We start from the raw sequence: 18,641 nt of genomic DNA on the forward strand, positions 1-18,641 counted from the left end.
TTAAAAAAATACCTCGTTTTCTATTTTCAAAACAAAAGATCGTTTGATTGAAATAACGGTAAAAAACTCTACTCCCTTAAAAGAGATGTAAAGTCGAATGATTGGATAGTCGTTTTCGGATTCCATTTATACCCATTTAAAACCAATGATAACCAACACATAACGTTAATATTACCACTTATAGATTCGTTTTCAAGCATATCTGACTAAAAACTAGTCAATTAGTCATGCATGTGTCTATTCTCATAGATTGAGATCCGCTTCTTATCACACTAATTTTAACGGAGATATTGATACAAAAAAAACCCATCACCTAAATATGATGGGTTCTTTACGTTCATTGGAATGGATTAATCAAACGTTTAATTAATTCCAAGTTCCTGTTGATTCAGCATCTTTGTTTTAACAACAGGGCCTTTTATCCCCTCGATGTTGATGACAATTAACCTTACTAGCTTACTAATGAAAACCGACGTTCCAAGCACTAGGGTGAAGATAAGTACAATATATTCTTTTTGCCATACCGCATCTGGCAAAATACTTGAATACGCGAAAATCATGAATGGAAAGATAAAATAGAGGCCTATTGTGTTTTCCCCAATGGAGTGCAAGAAAATATCCAACAGCACCACTTTTCTAACTGATCGATAAATCCCTACCAAGGTTATCGTTATCACAGGCACCGTTATCATAAGAAACCATTCTGCCTGATAGATAGAGCCATTCATCAAATAGTAGGTAACCTCGAAAACAATTAATCCAATCAATGGTACAAGTCCGAATCGATTGAATTTCTCTAGAAAGTTCTGTACAGAATCCCAGTGCCGAGCTAAGTAACCTCCAAGAACAAAGAAGAAAAGCCATTTCAAAAGCAAACCGTCTTGGGCCAGAAATGCATTACCTTCCGTTAAGACTGGAGATACGAAATAGTAATGAACCAGTCCAGTAATAACTAATAGAATCGACCAACCAACTTTAGTTTGAACAAGCTTCAGTAAAGGGAGAAATAGAAGAAATTGTAGAACGACTGAAATAAAAGACAAGTGATAGAATGAATCCCCCATGGCAAAAGTAAGAATAGAATCTTTCCAACCGGTAAACATCTCTACGTTCATGGCTACTTTTGCAAGAACAAGATAGAAAAGGCTCCAGAGAACGAATAGAAGAATAACCTTAGAAACTTCAAAAGCACCTAATCGCTTCTCCTTCTTCGGCGATGGTTTAAATAGATATAAGCTAACGATCACTGCAAACATCGCAATCCCAAATTGACTGAGTTGATAAGTAATAGAGCTAATCTCATTCAATGACTGTCCTTCTCCAAAGAAAAGCATTTCCAAAACATGAACGAGTATTAGAAATAAACAAGTAATCGCACTTAGAAAAATGATTTCGCTTTGACCTTGATTCGTTCTCTGCATGAGCTCACATCCCGTTGTGGTTTGACTTGATACCTCTATTATAAGGATGTGACTCTCGCTGTGGAGGGATAATGGCTATTCTTTACAAAACATTAATAGAGCTGACATGATCCTTACAATGCCTTGATCCGCACTAAATAATATTCTCGAAAGAGCAAGAATAGCCTTCGACAAATATCGGGGAGTGACAGGCACCGCGAGCCGCAACCGCACCACCGACAGCAAAAATAAGACTGCTAAGCTACGCTTAGCAGTCTTATTCCATTCCATCAACTCGCTTCATTCGCAACAAGATACACTTTCTTGTTCCTTTTAACAAGAAAGACATATGCTCCTACGGCAATCAGTTCACATGCTGCAATCACAAGAGCCATTGATAAACCACCTTCCCCTAATCCTACAATTGGGGCAACAATAGCACCGAGAAGAAATGGTAATAAACCAAGTAATGCTGAAGCACTTCCGGCATGCTCAGCTTGATTTTCAAGTGCTAGTGAAAAGACGGATGTATTCACCACACCTACACTTGAGACGGTGAAAAACAAAAGAATGCAAACATAGATAACAGGTGCATCCATTGCGATCACCATTAGCAATAAAACACTGCTGATCATAGCTTGCGATAAACCGTAAACAAGCAGGCGACTCTCTCCTACTTTTCCGGCAAGCCTTCCTGTAGTTTGGGTCGCGATGATTAGTCCAACGCCGTTCAACGCAAAAACAAGACTAAACATTTGAGCAGAAAGTCCATACACTTCTTGAAGCACGAATGTGGAACCTGAAATGTACGCAAACATCGCACTCATCACAAATCCTTGTACGAGCACATAACCGAAAAAGATTTTATCTTTAAAAAGAAGTCCGTACGTCTGAAGAACCTCTTTGAACCCTCCTGTTTTTCGCTTATTAACAGGCAGTGTTTCTTTTAAACCAAATAGAACCGCAAAAAACATAATGGCGCCGATCACAGTTAATACGCCAAAAACACCACGCCATGATAAAAATTGGAGAAGCTGTCCGCCTGCAACTGGCGCAGCTATTGGTGCAATTCCATTCACAAGCATAAGTAGGGCAAAGTACTTCGTCATCTCTGTTCCTGAGAACTTATCACGTAGACTCGCTCTTGAAATCACCATTCCGGCTGCACCTGAAAGTCCCTGAAGTAAACGAAGGGCAATGAATGGCCAGATCGACGTCACAAAGAGACAAAGTAACGAAGCGATCGTATAAATAGTTAGTGAAATGATGAGAGGCTTACGTCTTCCCTGTATATCACTAAATGGTCCAACCACGATTTGCCCCAGCGCTAAACCAATTAAACAAGCTGTTAAACTTAGTTGTGCCATAGACGCATTGGTTTGCAAATCATCAGCCAACGTAGGAAGTGCCGGTAAATACATATCAATTGTTAAAGGACCAAACGCACTAAGAGCACCAAGTATAAAAATAAAGAAATAGATGGATTTCTTTGAACCGCTTGAGGTCGCTGTTAATTCTTCTTGTTTCATAATTGCTCTCCCCTCAATATCTTATAACAGAACAATCATAAACCCTCCAGTAACTGGAGGGTCAAGTTTTTTATTATCTTGAAGAAGAATTTAGTGGGAAGAGTAACTGAAAAGAGATAATGAATTTGTGAATTCAGCGTATCCTTAACCTCCATTTATGTAGAACCGACTCACTCCTTTTACCCCTTAGCACTCATATATGAACTAACCTTCTTCATTCTCGCCGATCTTTTATCATACGTTTTAGTTCTTCTGTTTCACTTAGCTGTTGCTCCTGGTAAGTCATGATCTGAGACAGTCCAAGCAGAATAACCCCAAAGAATAAGCTACTCCCAATAACGTTCACACCACCAAACCAGGATTGAGATACATTCCATACAATGATCCCAGTGATTACTCCAAAAATAAGAATCATCCAACCCACTAAGAAGGCGGCCACTTTAATCCCACTGTCTCTCTTTGTATTCATGATAGCACCTCTTTTTTTTCTTATTTTAACACGAACTGGTAAATAACTGGATATGAATAGCAACCATCTAACACGAAAGAAGGCACTAAGAACTCGTTTCTATCAAACTAAAAAGCACCCCTGGAAGTAACCCAGAGATGCTTTAATATACCTTTTCGAATTGTCATTATTTCTTCAACAACCGATTAATAACATCTTTATCAAACGACTTATACCCCTGGGATATAGCCCAGTCCATCATATCCTTACGATCAGGATGATTCACATCATTAACAATTTGGAGGAATTCTTCAAATCCTCCTTCTCCACCTACATCTTCAGGAGGAGCATTTCCTCCCCCATCAAGGCAAACAGAATAATTTAAATCTGAATTTTGAATGACTCGTTCTACCTCAATTTCATGCACCCAGTAATCTCCATAATCGTAGGTATACACCATGCGAGCAGGCAGATAATCCGAAAGTTTCTTTCCTCCCTCTAATGCCATTGGCGTTTCTCCTTGAAAGTCAAATGCATGCTTACTACTGACTAAGTTCATAAGTGGACGATTATTATTTTTATCTGCTTCCAAAGGATAAATCATGAAATCATGAAGATGAGCATTCATCCACCCAAAAGTGGTTTGTAAAATTCTATGGAAACTCGAAAAGGTTGTATTCGTCGGTACTCTTAACCTTCGCCATACATTATAATCCCTGAGTTGCAGCGTTACCTTCAGAACTACCGCCTCTATACTAAAAATCTCCCCACCTGAAAGCTCTTCTAAGTCTTTGTACAATTCCTCATTTGGTACAATGTAGCTATTCTTTCCGTTTCCATACAACGTATTGCTAACCCATTGACTCAATTCTTCTTGGATAATTGTATCAGGGTCAATCATATCTTCACCGAATTCCACGTTTTCACAAGCTTTGTTTAATCTCGCAACCGTTGTGCGATTTTTAGTTTTGGCATAAGTCGTCTGTCCCGCGTTCTGAACGACTTGATCAATAATCTCTTTCTTAATCCCTTCTGCCGCATACACTCGTTCAATTCCTTTAAGTAATAGCTGATCCAATTGCTTAAAGTCTTTCGCTTTTACACCATATAGTACAATTGCATAGCGATTTTGATCATTAACGAAAACTACTACCTTTTTCCGTCCAAGCTTAATGACGTTAGCATGCCAGGAATGTAAAGGTTCCTCATCTACATCTATCGCTACGTCGTCTTTCACTTCATCTAATAGTTTTTTGGTACATTGAATTAGCATGTAAGAGCTCCTTTTTAAAGTTGATTTAGAAAAAGACCCACTCAGTCAGTAAATTTCGCTTCATGTATTCATTCTCTAACTCCAGAAGTGTTTCGTCAAATGGCGAATGACTTATATCGTTATGAATGAAACTAGTATTCCACTCTAACTCCCCCTGCAACTCAAACCAGTCCACTGCTTTACATAAAATAAAACGGCGGGAGTTAAACAAACGTTTGTTTAACTCCCGCACCATTCATTTAATCGTCTTTTGAAACCCTCTTAACCTCTTGAAGCAACGGCTCATACAGGTCTGAACCTTTTTTTACATAATGAAGTTCCTTCACCCCAGGTACCTTCAGGTGTATTGCTCCGCTTTCCTTGTTGTACCACAACCTTAATCCATCAAGAAAAACGGACTTTTCTGTTTCGGAAACTTCTAGTTTCATCATTTATCTCTCAATCCTTTCTTTAGTTTAGTAGTGCTCATCAACAAATACCTGCTCTTCATCAGCAGACAATAACCGACTCGCCTTTCCGACTGACCCGTTATTCAAGCTCCAGAGCTCGTTATGAACGTAGACCGCATTTTCAAAATTTCCGTTTTTCCATTTCATTAACGCTTGCTCATATAAGTCGTAATGTTCATATTCTCCCTTACCTTCGACTTGATCCAGAATGGCGAGCATGTCGTCAATACGCTCATCGGTCATTTCAACAAGCGTCCATTTTTCATCAGCAAAAACTTTCTGATGTGTCATGCCGTGAAGAGTGTTCATAAAATGTTGTTCACTCGGTATATCATTATTCGCTGTTGAATCCGATCCATCATCAATATAGCGTTCATGATCAATCTCATCTGCCGCTTCTGCTGAGCCCTCATCAGATGCTTCAGTTACGCCTTTGTCTTCTAGTAAAGTTGTATTCATATCTGAGATAAACCAATAGCCAAGTCCAAGAGCCAAAAGGACGATTGATACGATTGAAATCAGTATTGTTTTAGTGGATGGCATGTTTGGGACAACTCCTTAGTATGATTGTTCGTTCAATTTATCTTTTCGTGCTAGATCTATGATTCCAGCCAGGTTAACGATACTTTGCTTAAGGACGACATATTGTTGTTCAATTTCTCTCGCTTTTTCAATGCTATCGTCTTCAAGAGATGCGGAGTCGTTTGCAAGAGTGTCCGCTTTTGTATAGATTTTATCTATCTCGCTTTTTAATGCCGGAAGTTCATCCGAATAGTTCATCGCTAGTTCCATCCGATCTCTCACTAACGCACTCCGATCATGGATTTCTTTAATACCATCAACGTTCACAACCCACCTAAAATCAACTTCATTATTATAGACTCCCACGACAGGAGGCGATAAAAGTTCGACTTCTATGTCAGCTGCCTTTTCATTGATATATCCCATAACGACGCCCATATATTGATCTTCTGTCGGAAGAGGTTGATCGTCAACTTCAGGGTCTCTTTGCCCCCAATTAATACTCGAAATATATCCAGTATCTTTCGAAAAACTATAACCATTCTCGTATTCAATATTGGACGGAATTTCTGAATCCTCCAATGAAATGCGATTTTCTTCTGGCAACTCCCATTTCAATAAATAGTCATAAATTTTTTGGTAATGCTCATCAGGAAATTTCCTTTTATCAAATTCAGCTTGTTCATTCTCCATTTTTTTCTCTACTTCATCATCACCAACAGATAAATCTGGTTGTTCTTGTTCTTCTTTTTCCAGCCCTTGTTCTGTTCCAAAATAATTAGCAACTCCATTAGACCCAAGAATAAATACCAAAAGTAAACAAGTAACGAAAGATAGAGCTGGGACCAATCGTCTTGGTTTCCGCTTGGAAGAACGACTATGAATTACGGTGTAATAAATCCGCTCCTTCTCCCTCTCACTCACCTCGCCCTTCTTCAATACCGTTCCATCCATATCCTTACGAAGATTTTTCAGCTTGTCCTCCATCTACTCAACCTCCTTATAAAGCTCACGAAGTTGCAATTTAGCACGCCTTAATCTTGTTTTAACCGTCTCTGTTTTAATACCTGTTAATTCTTCTATTTCCTGAAGACTTAAATCCTCATAATAGAACAATATAATCACTTCTCGATATTTCACCGAAAGCGAAAGAACCTTCTGAGAAATCTCTTCCCCTTCGCTCTTTTGAACGAGTATCTCATCAAGCCCAGTGGCCACCTCCACCTTTTCATCCTCGCGAAAAGGTACTATCGACCTGAACCACTTACTTTTCAAATAATCTTTGCATCGATTGACCGTAATTTTAAACAACCAGGTTTTATAGCTACTTTCTCCCCTGAAATGATCTATGTTTTTAAAACAAGAAATAAATACTTCTTGCGTAATATCATCCGCTACCGCCCAATTTTTCACGTATGTATAAGCAAGCCGCTTAATCTGCTCGGCAAAGTCATCAATCAACTCCCTAACGATTTCATTTCTCTCAAACTCATTGTCTGTTTTTTTCTCCCCCAACTAGCTCCCCCCTGGATTCACCTGTATGATAGACGACTTACCTTTCGTTATCGGTTCAAAAATATACCATCTTTAGCAGTTTACGACCAGAATTAATATCAAATTTTATCTAGCTAAAGATATTCAACACAAAAAAGAACCGCAGGAAGTTCGGGGGTTCCTGGGGTTCTTGAGTTGATATTTCGTTTTCAAGTACTGACATTCTTTCAACCAAATGATCAGCTCTTCAAAGAACGAATGATACAATTTTGAATAGCTCTTTTATTTTCGCACAAGCATATTCTTCTTCACATACGCCCAGTTCTGCGGAAACGAAAAGCGAAGCCTCCAGTAAGTCGTACCCAGCAAACCATAAACTTGCATTTGTTTGTATTTGGCTGTGACGCTTTGGATATCTTCATACCAAACTGAGTGCGACGTATTTGCAAAGGTGTAGCGGTAGTTTGGCGCCTGTGCGGTTTGGTTGTATTGAATCGGAATCCACGCATTGACTGCTCGATTCTGGGCTATTTGCGCAGAAATCATTTGAGCTGGTTTAGACTGAATCGGCACCGTCCAGTCATATCCATACAAACTCATCGCCATCATGACTTTGCGAGCATCGATCTCCCCAGTGGCGTAAGTTAATACCTGTTCGATCCACCACACAGGTGAGATCGGGTCAGCTGGACCAATCGCGTAACCGTAGTCAATCGTCATAATGGAAACTATGTCCACAACCTCACCAACCGCCCTGTAGTCAAGAAAACCGACTAAACGGTTTGTTGGTATGTCGCTGCTTTTGGCATGCGCATTGAGTTGGAGTGTTAGATTACCCAGCCCTTTCTTTAACTCCATTAAAAAGGAGGTAAAATCATTTCTTCTCTCAGGTGGAACGAATTCGAAATCAATACTAATTCCTGCATAGCCTTTTTCTTTTACTTTCGCAACGAGATTTCGAACGAGTGTTGCTCTTCTTTCTTTATTTTGAAGAACCGTAGCGGCTAACTCCGCACTAAACATTTGCACGTCATAGTTACTGATGACAAGTAATGGCTTAATGTTCAACTGTTTCGTTTGCTTTAAGATTAGATCATCATCGATTGTAATAAGCTCGCCTTCAGTCGTGAATGAGTAAGTGAAGATAGCTAAATAGGTTATAGAATCTGCTAATTCATTCAACGTTTCTAAGTAAGGTGAGCCTTCTATTGCATCAAAGAAGACGAGGGTTTCCATAGGATATTTCTGCATAGTAGGAATCCGAATTCTTGCACCGATTGGAATCGTTGTCGGATTAATATTAGGATTAGCCGCAACGATTGCTAGCACGGATGTTTTATATTTTTGAGAAAGGTTCCAAAACGTATCTCCCTCTTTAATTTGATAATATCGCTCAGGTAACTCCTGATCGGGGATATACAAATTCAAGCCAGGGACAAGCCGATCAGAAACGAGACCGTTCACTGTCTTCAAAGTGGAGATTGGGACACCATAGGTCATTGAAATGCGCCAAAGATTATCCCCCATTATTACTGTGTGGACCGCCATTGAATCTCCTCCCAATTATGCAGCAGACTATACTGTTAGTGTATTTTGGGAAGGAGAAGTTCATGAATCATCCTATATTTCGACATAACTTTTCATACTTCGGGCGGTGACAGGCACCATTCACCATCAATCCAACGAAAGAATATCATCCTCTACACCAGGTCCAACAGCACTTGTTCCACCTAAAATAATATAATCAGTCGTTTGCTCTTCTTTGAAGAATTTATAAGTAGACTCTGGTAGTTGATTTTTCTTAGTTAGAATCGTAGGTGCACCAAACTTGGCTGCTAAGACAGACCCAGTCAAAGCATCAGCAAATCCTTCACCCGTCGCTACAAAGACGCCGTATGTGGGTAGCTTCAGCTTCTTCGTAACAGCTATTGATGTTTCATAACGATCATTTCCTTGTATCCTTGTTGCCGATGGAAGTTGTTTTTTCACTTTCTCACTAATCGCATTCGGGCCGCCAATCACGTACGTTTTCGTATAACTTGCCATCGCATCCTTTGTTGCTTTTGATAATTCATTTGTATCCGTTAGAAAGATTGGGTGACCGTACATAGCTGCATATGGAGCCATGGAAAGAGCATCAGGGAAGTTCCCACCATCAACTACGACTGCCGTTCGATTTGGTAGAAGCGTCTCCGCGATCGCAGCTGCTGTTTCGTATCGATTCTCTCCTTGAATTCGATTAACGGTTAACTTCATATCTTTTTTTAATTCATTTTCTACCGCTGACGATATAGCATTCGGTCCACCAAGAATCGTTACCTTCTTCACGCCGAAATCTTTCATTAAATTCCTTACGCGCTTATCAAGCTTGGCTTTTGGAGTTAGAAGAATCGGTGCATCCATTTGGAATGCTAGCGGTGCCCCTGCTAGTGCATCTGGAAAAGTAGAACCGGTCGCAAGAACCACATTATCTGCTCCATTTGGCCACCCTGCTCTAGCAATCTCGATCGCCGTTTCATAGCGATCGTCACCTGAGATGCGATCAATATACTCCATATTCATGGCAGATAAAGCATACATGCTATCTGAACCACCGCCATTTAAATCAAGAGCTCCTATATAATAAGTTCCTTCTGGAATCACATATAGTTGAATTTGAACTCCGTCGTAAACCTCATTAACATCTGGAGTTAACCAGTCCCCATGTCCATCAGCAAGAAGGAAACCGAGGTCAATCCCACGTTGTGAAGCGCCTGAAACAACCAATTCTATCGGATTTTTCACTTCAATTTGATAGACGTCAACATCATCCCATTCAAACGTGCCATACACCGTATCATCGAGATTTAATAGATTCGCTCGATCCAACGTATCATTGGGTTCATTCTCCCAGTAATCCGTTAGAGTTTTTACCTTATTGGGATCAGTAGCAAGCTTGTCTCTTACTTGTGATTGAATTTTCTCAAGTTCTTCTCCAGTAAAAGTCGTTCCTTTCTTCTGCTCCACCTTTTTAATTTCATTTTTCAACTCGTCATGACCATCGTTGATTGCATAACCTTTTCCCGGAAACGTTAATCCACTTAATATTAAAAGACTAGCTACTAGATAGAAAACCACTTTCCTCATTCAACCATCCCCCGTTTTTCCCAAATAGTGTCATAAGCACCACTCTATTATATAGGCACTAGGAACCAGAAACCATGGGAGGTTCTGTCGAAGCATAGGAAATATGAAAGAGGAATAAGGGTGACCTAGTGTCAATCTATGTCAGTTAGATGAGCTACTAAAATATGAAAAAAAGAGCCCGAATCATCAATAACAATGATTCGAACTCCCTATCATTCATTCCTTACGTTTTTCATTCCATCAATTATTCTGCGCCGCAAACTTCTTCGTTAACTTTGATAGCAGCTCCGGCGTATCGTCACGATGCATGACAACTTCGATAAAGCAAAGCTTCTCATCTTCTGCATTAGCACTAGCGAGCACCTGATCAAGCTCTTCCTCCGTCACTGCTTTAAACGTCGTGAAGTGCTCCTCCGCTCCAAACGCATGCGGAAGTTTTTGATAATCCCAAGTCGCAATATCGTTATAAACTTGCTCAGGTCCATGAATCGCGCGTTCAACCGTATAACCATCATTATTAATGAGGAAAATGATTGGCTTTAAACGATGACGCATGATCTTCGATAGTTCCTGTGCTGTTAGCTGGAATGAGCCATCCCCGATAAACAAAAGATTTCGTCGATCAGTATCTGCGAGCTGAGAGCCAAGTAAAGCGGGCAATGTGTAACCAATTGAACCCCAGAGCGGTTGACCGATAAAACGCGCTCCTTCAGGTAAAGGCATCGTCGCTGCACCGAAGAAAGACGTTCCTTGCTCAGCTAGAAGGACATCGTTTTTCTTCAAGAATTGAGCCATTCGCTCATAAAACCACTTCTGCGTGATTTCATTTGAACTTGAAGAAACATCATCCTCTGCAAATCGCGTTGCCTCCGCTTCCCCCTCATATCGATCCAGACGAGCAGCTAATTGATCCATCCCCTGAATCATTGAAATAGGAGCGTATTTTGCTTCCTTCCGCTTCACGCCATACGGATTGATCTCGACAACCTGTTCTTCCGTAAATTGATGAGAGAAACCACCCGTAATCGAGTCACTAAGCTTTACACCAATCTGAAAAATAACATCGGCTTCGTCTATTCGTTTTTGTACCTCCGGAGAGCTCAGTTCACCGTTATAAACCCCGATGAATTGAGGATGAGATTCTGGGAAGACTCCTTTTCCCATGCTTAACGTCGCAACAGGGTAACCTGTTTTTTCTGCAAAACGAAGCAATGCTTCACGTGCTCCGAAACGGTCCACTTCATAATCAGCTAAAATGACTGGCTGAGTCGATTCATTTGCTTCTCTCGTAATCTCACGCACCATTTCATCCAGCACTTCCTCATTTCCTTCAAACGATAAATTCAATGGTGAAGCTGGTCTGTTAACCGGCTTATTGTACACATCAATTGGAAGATTAATATGTACCGGACGCTTTTCCATCCAGCATGTTTGCAGGACGCGGTCGATTTCCTGTGCCGCATTTTCTTCCGTTAACGTCGTTTGCGCCACCGTTACTTCTTCAAACATTCTCGCAAAGCGATCGAACTTCCCATCACCAAGCGTATGGTGAACAAGCGATCCATTTTTCATCACAGCCGTTGTTGGTGTGCCTGTTATTTTTACCACCGGCACGCGTTCAGCGTATGCGCCAGCAATTCCGTTCACTGCACTGAGTTCTCCAACGCCAAACGTTGTGACAAGTGCACCCGCACCATTCATTCTTGCATATCCATCCGCAGCATAAGCTGCATTCAGCTCATTAGCATTTCCAATCCACTCCATTTTTCCATCCTCAAGAATCGTATCAAGAAACGCAAGATTATAATCTCCGGGTACGCCAAACATATGGCGAATCCCTAATTCAGATAAACGATCTAATAAATAATTTCCCACTGTATATGTTTGTTGCATCATTGAACACTCCTTTAATAACGTCAACTATGTTGACTCAATAAAAGGGTATCAAACAGAATGATATAGGTCAAACTTGTTGACTCTTTATTGGTGACGAAATGAGCGCAGTGGTATACTAAGAAATACAACTAATGCGATATGTTCAAAGCTTCAGGGGGTAGTGATGAAGGAAAAAACGAACGAACAAATGAACGAAGTGCTAGCCATGTTTTACTTCGCCTACAAAACGTTCACAGAAGAACCAGATATTATGATTGAAGAGTACGGCATCCAACGCGTGCACCACCGCATTCTTTTTTTCATTGCACGTTTTCCTGGACTTAGTGTGAATGAATTATTATCATTGTTAGAAGTAAGCAAACAGGCGCTTCATCGACCAATGAAAACTTTAATCGAAAAAGAACTTGTCACAACATCAGAAGCGGAACACGACCGCCGTGTTAAACAGCTGTTTCTAACGGATAAAGGCGAACATTTAGAGGAAAAGCTGAGCAACACACAAAAACAGCACCTCACTTCCATTTTCCAAGAACTAAAGCCTGAACAAGTCGATGCCTGGCAAACGATTATGGAGAAATTATCGGTCGAGCGGGATGGGTTTGAAGCGTGGAAGAACAAGTTAAAAAATGAACCAGATAACTCTAAATGATGTTGTTTTGAGTAAATTATTTGAGAGATAAAATAAGCGGCTAGCTTTATGACAAACTCATAAACTAGCCGCTTTTAAGATATTTGTTAAAATATACAATTGATCAATAAAAACACCTTTACCTCTTTATTATATAATTCGGAGCTTTTCTTTCCAGGGTGTTTTCCTTATTATTCTGTCCATTCGTTTTATCAACTGTATTATCATGCAGTAAAAAACTATACTTTCCAATCGGTAGTCCGTCCATATCGGATAAATCACTCACGATTTGATCGAATATTTCCTTGTTTGGTTCAACACCAGGTTCCTCCATATACAGTTGAATAAGAACACTAACCATAGCCGGATTGATTGATTCCCCTTCTAACATATTGACCCATTCATCTTTTGGGAGATCCGAATTTTCAAGATACTCGTTCAAAAGTTTTTCTTGCACAACACCACCGTAAATGACTACTTTATAATAAGGGGTTGTATGATAATTACCCACACCATTTTGGTTAGCTTCTTCAGAGATACCTACTACAGGATACTCTTTCACTTTTCCATCTAAATACTGATCAAGTTTCTGAAATTCATCTTCATAGATCCACGTGTATAATCCACTACTAATAGCAGCTCCAACCTGACCTTCTTGCGACCAAACCCCAGTAGAATCTACTGTCTCTGATTGCTGATCGACAGAGATAATTGCATAGGAGTAGAAATGTGGTTTGCCCACCGATTCGACAAAAACAATTGCACCGTCTACTGCTCCCACGATGCTATGTACCTTTACTTTGGTTTGATAGTTTCTCTTAAAATACTGCTTTACTGCCCGATCAACCTCTTCGCTATGTTCTTCCGCAATCTCACCGTTTCTTTCACCTTTCGCAAGCGTATAACCTTCCCCTGTATATTCTTGAACAGAGAGAAAGTATTTTTCTTCTACTCTATCTTTTATGGTGCTGCTTTCTTTATTGGCACACTCACTTATGAATAACAGACTAAGAATCCTGAAGAGAAAAAGAAAGTTTTTCACTAATTACTCCTCTCGTATAAATAAAATAAAAGTAGGATTAGCACTATTCATTCCAATAAAAGTAAATCTATTGTATCTTTTAATAGAAGAGACATATAACCTTTAACTTGGAGGTATCAATGAAACAACCAATTACTCTAATCATTCTTCTCTCTTTTCTTATAACAGGTTGTCAAATAAGTAATGAGATCAAAACAACTGATCCTGAAAAAGTTGATCCTAAAGAACTACCTAAAGTAAGAGCTTTTAAAGATGAGTTTACGAGAGGTTTCTTACAATCCATTAAAGAGACAAGGGAGGGATACTATCTTTTTCGATCAGATACCAACCACTACACAATGGACTTCCCTTCCGGAGGAGTAATAGGTGAGATGGGATATTCCATACAAAAAGTCTCTGAAAGTTTCCTTGTTGGTGTAGAAGGTAAAAATACTGATTCTGAAATATCTATAAAATACCTTGAATTTATGAAGAAAGAATTGAGAGAATCAAGAATTGAAACGCTAATAAAAAATTCAAAATCCCCACTTAATTTTGAAACAAGGGAATTGGATGATCGTACAATAAGTACAGCTTACTTCGAGACTGATAAGGGTTATTATGGATACGTGGCCCTAGTCCAAAATACTAAAAGATACGGGGCTGTTGAGGTAACTTACACTTCAGAATGTAAAGTGGACCTATCAAATTGTGAAGAAGTGATAAAAAGTAAAAAAAATTCCTTCACTAACTGGATTGAAAGCATTCATTTTATTAATCAAGAAACACACGAAACATCCAATTAACCACAAATCAAAACACCGCGAACGTTAACAGGCATCTCACTATAATAATGGGGAGGTTATCGCCAAACCAACTAACCTCTCTACTCTAAGAGTTCTCTCATTAGTCTAAGCAAATACTCCAGATTGTACAGAAAGCAATAGGAGAAAAAACACTTAACAGAAAAAATCCATTCATCAAAACGACAATAAATCAAACATAGCACAGCTAGTACTAATGTCTCTACTTCGCTGACCAAACAAAAAAATCTCTCAGTTACATTCCAAGAAAAGGATATCTATTGTATCTTTTAATAAGAGCCCTATAACAACCATATGAAGCTGGAGGATCACAATGAGATTAATTATTAGTCTACTCATGGTTTTATCTATATTTTTAGGAGGCTGTCAAATGAGTGAAGAAAATCAAACAACGGATCCAGAGAAAGTAGATACAGAGAAACTGCCGAATGTAAAAGCATTTGAAGATGAATTTACTAAGGGGTTCATTCAATCAATTAACGAAACAGAAGAAGGATTTTATCCTTTTCTTTCTGAAACTGGTGCTTATAGTATGAATTTTCCTCAAGAGGGCGTTATAGATGAAAGAGGATATTATGTACAAGACGGTACTGAAAAATATAGTATTGGTCTAAAAGATAATAATGTCAGTACCAGAATCAATATTAAATACTATCAATTTATGAAAGCTGAATTTATGGAGTCTAGCTTGCAAACGCTTGAAGAAAATTTTGACCTCCCTCTTCAATTTCAAGAAAAAAAACTTGATGGACGCACTATACAAAGAGCTTTTTATGAAGATGAAGATGGTTACTTTGGAGTAGTCGCCATGGTTCAGAACACAGAAAATAATGGAGCTATTGAAGTGACAACACTTTCAGAGTGTAGTAAGGGTAATGCCGACAGTCACTGTAATCAAGTTAAGAAAGATTACAAAACCACTATCTATCATTGGCTAGAATCCATTAAATTCATTACGGAAAGTGAGTAAACTTATGACGATTCAACTATCAAATTCTCGCGAGTTTCGTCTAAGAATAACAGAATTGGAGTATAGCAATCTTTCCGATAAAGAGTTCATTCAAGAAGTACAACAAATTTATCTTGAAGAATTCGGGGAAGTTCTTCCTGCTAACATAGATATCTTCCACTCATCGGAGTCTGTCAGACTTGAAGGAGATACTTCAGGTTATGACGGTACAGCAATTCATTTTAAATCAAAAGAAAATGATATCAATGAAATATATGTTATTTCACAGGGCTCCCAAGGAAATGACGATTGGACTTATAACATTAAAGCTATGTTTGCTGGTAAAGATTATTCACAAGCGCAGATGACAAATGAATTTGTTAAAGATGTAAAAAATGAATTTCAAATTTCAGAGAAAGACAATACTGTCCCGATAATCGGACTTTCTCATTCACTAGCACATAACAATAATACAACTGCTCTACTTTTATACAACACATTTGATGAAGTCTATAGTGTAAATGGTGCACAAACTAATTACTATCAGTTATTTGAGGCTGATACTAATTTCCAAAGAGAACTTGCAAAAACATTTTCCATTTCGCCTGATAACCGAAATGCTATCTACACTATAGACCCCAAAGCCCTCGAAGCCTTCACCAAAGATTACTACAGCCAAAAAGCAAAAAGGGTTCATCAAACCATCTCCTATGATGATCCGTTATATGGGGCAAGTGGTGTAAGAGGATTTGTTACTCTTGGGGAAGTAGACATGATCGATACAAACCCAACTTATAAAGGCATTCGTGAATTGGTTGATGAAATTCCTGACCATGTTATTGAAGACTTTCAGCAGCTTGCCATTAATTATACGGTTGCCTCTAAAAAAGATGGAAATGATCAAGTGATTAAGGATTTGGTAGGTTTCGATCCTGAACTATTAAACGGCAACCCAATCGCAAATATTTCTGGCACATATCTGCTCGACCAATCAAAATTTAGTGATATGGTCGAAAGCATGAACGAAAAAGTTCCTGACCTTCTCGATAATGTTCAGGTCATTACTCAAAACGCCGACACCATTTTCGGAAAGTTAGTAGAAGCCAACTATATTACAACTGACCAAAAAACCGAGCTTGTGCATGTCTTTGAGAAAGTAAAGAAAGATTTACAAGACATTGAGGATATTATTTGGAAAATGGATCAGATTCGCTTCGATTCAGTGATTCCCCAACCACCGCCTATCGCTGGAGATGCAATTTTGACTTCCAGACTTTATCATAATTACACGCAGATTCTCTCGCAGCTTGAGACTTTAAATAAAGAAGAATACAAGAAACTTATGGATACGATCGTATCCAGTCATAGCATAGCTGAAATGCTTGAGGCCATTAGGTCTGGTAATAAATCCTATCAGGGTACAGATATGGTTTACTCCACAAGTCAGAATGGTGAGACCATTTTGGTGAATATATCCGCGTCTCTCCGCATGTATCGGGATGGAAAAACGGTTATTCAGGAAAAAGAAGAGGCAATCCGAAGGTTTGAGCTCGCTGTGAATAGAGAGATCGAGGAAGAATACTTAAAACAAAAGCATCAAGTTTTTACGAAAGTAAATGATATTGAGCAAAATCCAGCTCATTATAGCATGTATCTTCGAAAGCACATCTATTTCAGTCGATTAAGTAAAACCATTCGTCATATCTCTGTTCACGAATCTATTCCTCCTCTTCAAGGTGTTGATTTCGACTATGAGCTGTCTGCTCTTCGTAAACAAGTAACTAAGGGGTATGACTATATCGAAAAGTATCGAAAAGCTATTGAAGATTTGTTTCACGAAGATGACCGAGTTTCTACGCTTTTTTCACTCATTTAATGAGTTGCCTAAGGAGGGTTTTTCTTGAAAGAACTACATTCATTAACAGTAAGAGAACGAATTCTTGAATCCACAAGTCTATTACATAAGCAAAAACAGCTTCAGGATGCCATTGACGACATTCATCATATCGACGAACAGTTTCTAAATTTGGTACGGACTATTATCATTAGCGAAGATCAGCAAGGCGAAATTGTTAAAGCAATGGTAGAGGAAACCGAGCGTTATACAATGACAAACCGCACTCTGCTAACAGCTTTAGAAAACCAGTCTGAACAGGCTGTCAAATCTTTAGACAGACAGGCAGATGATCTAAAGGTTCAGAGTCTAACGATTACTTATGAAGATACTCCTTCTGCTTAACTTGTACACAAAAAGCGTCTCACCTCATTCCCCTATGAAGTAAGACGCTTTTCTAATACCGTGTTCACCTTTCGCCTCCCCCACTAATCCTCGCAATCACTTCTTCAATAAAAATAAAAAACACCGTTCTCGTTTTTTCAAAAGGAAGCAGGCTGTTATCCTGATTAAACTTCGATAAATAGAAAATATAATCCGCCATCGAGTTTAACGTGTTCACATACTCTTCTAGAATCAGCATGATATCTGCACCGTTTTGCTTTGTTTCTGTAAATAAATTTTCAAACGATGAGAATTTCCCTGTAACGGAAAGAACGATCAGTAACGTGTCTTCATCTGCCAGTCGGCTCGCAAAGTCTTCACTTTGCGCTACGGTAATATTTTTATTTGTGACAACTGTCAGCTTGTACGCAAAGTACTCTGCACTAATAAAAGATGGACCAAGACCGTAGATGATCACCTTCTTATACTTTTGAAATACAGAAACAAAATCATCAATAAGGGCAGGATCGAAGTTTTCTAGGAACTGCATTAAGCGCTCAATTTCGTTTGATTTTTTTTGTTTTTCAAGGTTGATTTGCTGCCCGCTAAAGTAAAGCTTATATTGCTTAAAGTTATCGAAGCCTAATTTACGTACGAGCTTCGACACTTTTGAGGGGGAGACTTCACATAGCTCAGCGGCATCGATGATTTTCAACTTATCGTTTGTAGCAACAACATCCGATAATTTGCCGTGAACTTCTTCTTCTAATTTCGTTAAATGATTCGTATCTAATTTGATCATACTTCTTCCAGTCCTTTCACTTTGCTCCTGACTCGCGCAGCGAAAACAAGCAACCGTCATTT

General features: G+C 39.1%; 18 protein-coding genes. 5 read left to right on the forward strand and 13 right to left on the reverse strand.

Annotated features, from left to right (window positions below):
• Nucleotides 1-362: 362 nt before the first annotated feature.
• From AC0VYH_RS20030 to AC0VYH_RS20080, 11 genes are all read right to left on the reverse strand, one after another.
• Nucleotides 363-1,421 carry an acyltransferase family protein gene (locus tag AC0VYH_RS20030; RefSeq protein WP_475365992.1) on the reverse strand — a complete coding sequence of 353 codons (1,059 nt, stop codon included), beginning with the start codon at nt 1,419-1,421 and terminating at the stop codon, nt 363-365.
• A gap of 269 nt (nt 1,422-1,690) precedes the next feature.
• Nucleotides 1,691-2,929 carry a multidrug effflux MFS transporter gene (locus tag AC0VYH_RS20035; protein WP_475365993.1) on the reverse strand — a complete coding sequence of 413 codons (1,239 nt, stop codon included), beginning with the start codon at nt 2,927-2,929 and terminating at the stop codon, nt 1,691-1,693.
• Nucleotides 2,930-3,143: 214 nt separating this feature from the next.
• The gene (locus AC0VYH_RS20040; protein ID WP_194218555.1) at nt 3,144-3,398 is read right to left on the reverse strand and encodes a hypothetical protein; all 255 of its coding nucleotides are present in this window, start codon (nt 3,396-3,398) and stop codon (nt 3,144-3,146) included.
• Nucleotides 3,399-3,564: 166 nt separating this feature from the next.
• Nucleotides 3,565-4,650: a plasmid pRiA4b ORF-3 family protein gene (locus AC0VYH_RS20045; protein ID WP_475365994.1), complete on the reverse strand. Its 1,086-nt coding sequence runs from the start codon at nt 4,648-4,650 to the stop codon at nt 3,565-3,567.
• A 239-nt stretch (nt 4,651-4,889) separates the two neighbouring features.
• Nucleotides 4,890-5,081 carry a hypothetical protein gene (locus AC0VYH_RS20050; RefSeq protein WP_475365995.1) on the reverse strand — a complete coding sequence of 64 codons (192 nt, stop codon included), beginning with the start codon at nt 5,079-5,081 and terminating at the stop codon, nt 4,890-4,892.
• Nucleotides 5,082-5,105: 24 nt separating this feature from the next.
• A complete protein-coding gene (locus tag AC0VYH_RS20055) occupies nt 5,106-5,642 on the reverse strand; it encodes a DUF6241 domain-containing protein (RefSeq protein ID WP_430243228.1) in 537 nt (178 codons plus the stop codon).
• A 15-nt stretch (nt 5,643-5,657) separates the two neighbouring features.
• Nucleotides 5,658-6,608 (reverse strand): hypothetical protein, encoded by a 951-nt coding sequence (locus tag AC0VYH_RS20060; RefSeq protein WP_430243226.1) that lies wholly within the window; start codon nt 6,606-6,608, stop codon nt 5,658-5,660.
• Nucleotides 6,609-7,136: a sigma-70 family RNA polymerase sigma factor gene (locus AC0VYH_RS20065; protein WP_475372992.1), complete on the reverse strand. Its 528-nt coding sequence runs from the start codon at nt 7,134-7,136 to the stop codon at nt 6,609-6,611.
• A 261-nt stretch (nt 7,137-7,397) separates the two neighbouring features.
• Nucleotides 7,398-8,663: a LysM peptidoglycan-binding domain-containing protein gene (locus AC0VYH_RS20070; protein ID WP_475372993.1), complete on the reverse strand. Its 1,266-nt coding sequence runs from the start codon at nt 8,661-8,663 to the stop codon at nt 7,398-7,400.
• A gap of 126 nt (nt 8,664-8,789) precedes the next feature.
• Nucleotides 8,790-10,241 carry a cell wall-binding repeat-containing protein gene (locus tag AC0VYH_RS20075; protein WP_475366000.1) on the reverse strand — a complete coding sequence of 484 codons (1,452 nt, stop codon included), beginning with the start codon at nt 10,239-10,241 and terminating at the stop codon, nt 8,790-8,792.
• 240 nt (nt 10,242-10,481) lie between these two features.
• Nucleotides 10,482-12,134: an alpha-keto acid decarboxylase family protein gene (locus tag AC0VYH_RS20080; protein ID WP_475373807.1), complete on the reverse strand. Its 1,653-nt coding sequence runs from the start codon at nt 12,132-12,134 to the stop codon at nt 10,482-10,484.
• Nucleotides 12,135-12,300: 166 nt separating this feature from the next.
• On the opposite strand from AC0VYH_RS20080, the gene AC0VYH_RS20085 reads away from it, so the two are divergent.
• Nucleotides 12,301-12,786 carry a MarR family winged helix-turn-helix transcriptional regulator gene (locus AC0VYH_RS20085; RefSeq protein ID WP_475366001.1) on the forward strand — a complete coding sequence of 162 codons (486 nt, stop codon included), beginning with the start codon at nt 12,301-12,303 and terminating at the stop codon, nt 12,784-12,786.
• Between the two features lie 118 nt (nt 12,787-12,904).
• Here AC0VYH_RS20085 and AC0VYH_RS20090 read toward each other — a convergent pair whose 3' ends face one another.
• The gene (locus tag AC0VYH_RS20090; RefSeq protein ID WP_371017714.1) at nt 12,905-13,807 is read right to left on the reverse strand and encodes a DUF1672 family protein; all 903 of its coding nucleotides are present in this window, start codon (nt 13,805-13,807) and stop codon (nt 12,905-12,907) included.
• Between the two features lie 119 nt (nt 13,808-13,926).
• Here AC0VYH_RS20090 and AC0VYH_RS20095 point away from each other — a divergent pair, with 119 nt between their 5' ends.
• The 4 genes from AC0VYH_RS20095 to AC0VYH_RS20110 all read left to right on the forward strand — a co-directional run bounded on the left by AC0VYH_RS20095 (nt 13,927) and on the right by AC0VYH_RS20110 (nt 17,798).
• On the forward strand, nt 13,927-14,592 hold the full coding sequence (locus AC0VYH_RS20095; protein ID WP_475366002.1) for a hypothetical protein: 666 nt from the start codon (nt 13,927-13,929) through the stop codon (nt 14,590-14,592).
• A 388-nt stretch (nt 14,593-14,980) separates the two neighbouring features.
• A complete protein-coding gene (locus AC0VYH_RS20100) occupies nt 14,981-15,580 on the forward strand; it encodes a hypothetical protein (protein WP_194218544.1) in 600 nt (199 codons plus the stop codon).
• 4 nt (nt 15,581-15,584) lie between these two features.
• A complete protein-coding gene (locus AC0VYH_RS20105; RefSeq protein ID WP_475372994.1) occupies nt 15,585-17,435 on the forward strand; it encodes a DUF6792 domain-containing protein in 1,851 nt (616 codons plus the stop codon).
• A 24-nt stretch (nt 17,436-17,459) separates the two neighbouring features.
• On the forward strand, nt 17,460-17,798 hold the full coding sequence (locus AC0VYH_RS20110) for a hypothetical protein (protein WP_194218542.1): 339 nt from the start codon (nt 17,460-17,462) through the stop codon (nt 17,796-17,798).
• A gap of 64 nt (nt 17,799-17,862) precedes the next feature.
• On the opposite strand, the gene AC0VYH_RS20115 is transcribed toward AC0VYH_RS20110, so the two are convergent.
• Nucleotides 17,863-18,579, reverse strand: coding sequence for a MurR/RpiR family transcriptional regulator (locus AC0VYH_RS20115; protein WP_371017716.1), 717 nt, complete (start codon nt 18,577-18,579; stop codon nt 17,863-17,865).
• Between the last annotated feature and the right edge of the window lie 62 nt (nt 18,580-18,641).

Source organism: Anaerobacillus sp. QJM3NY_32 (genome assembly GCF_056173645.1).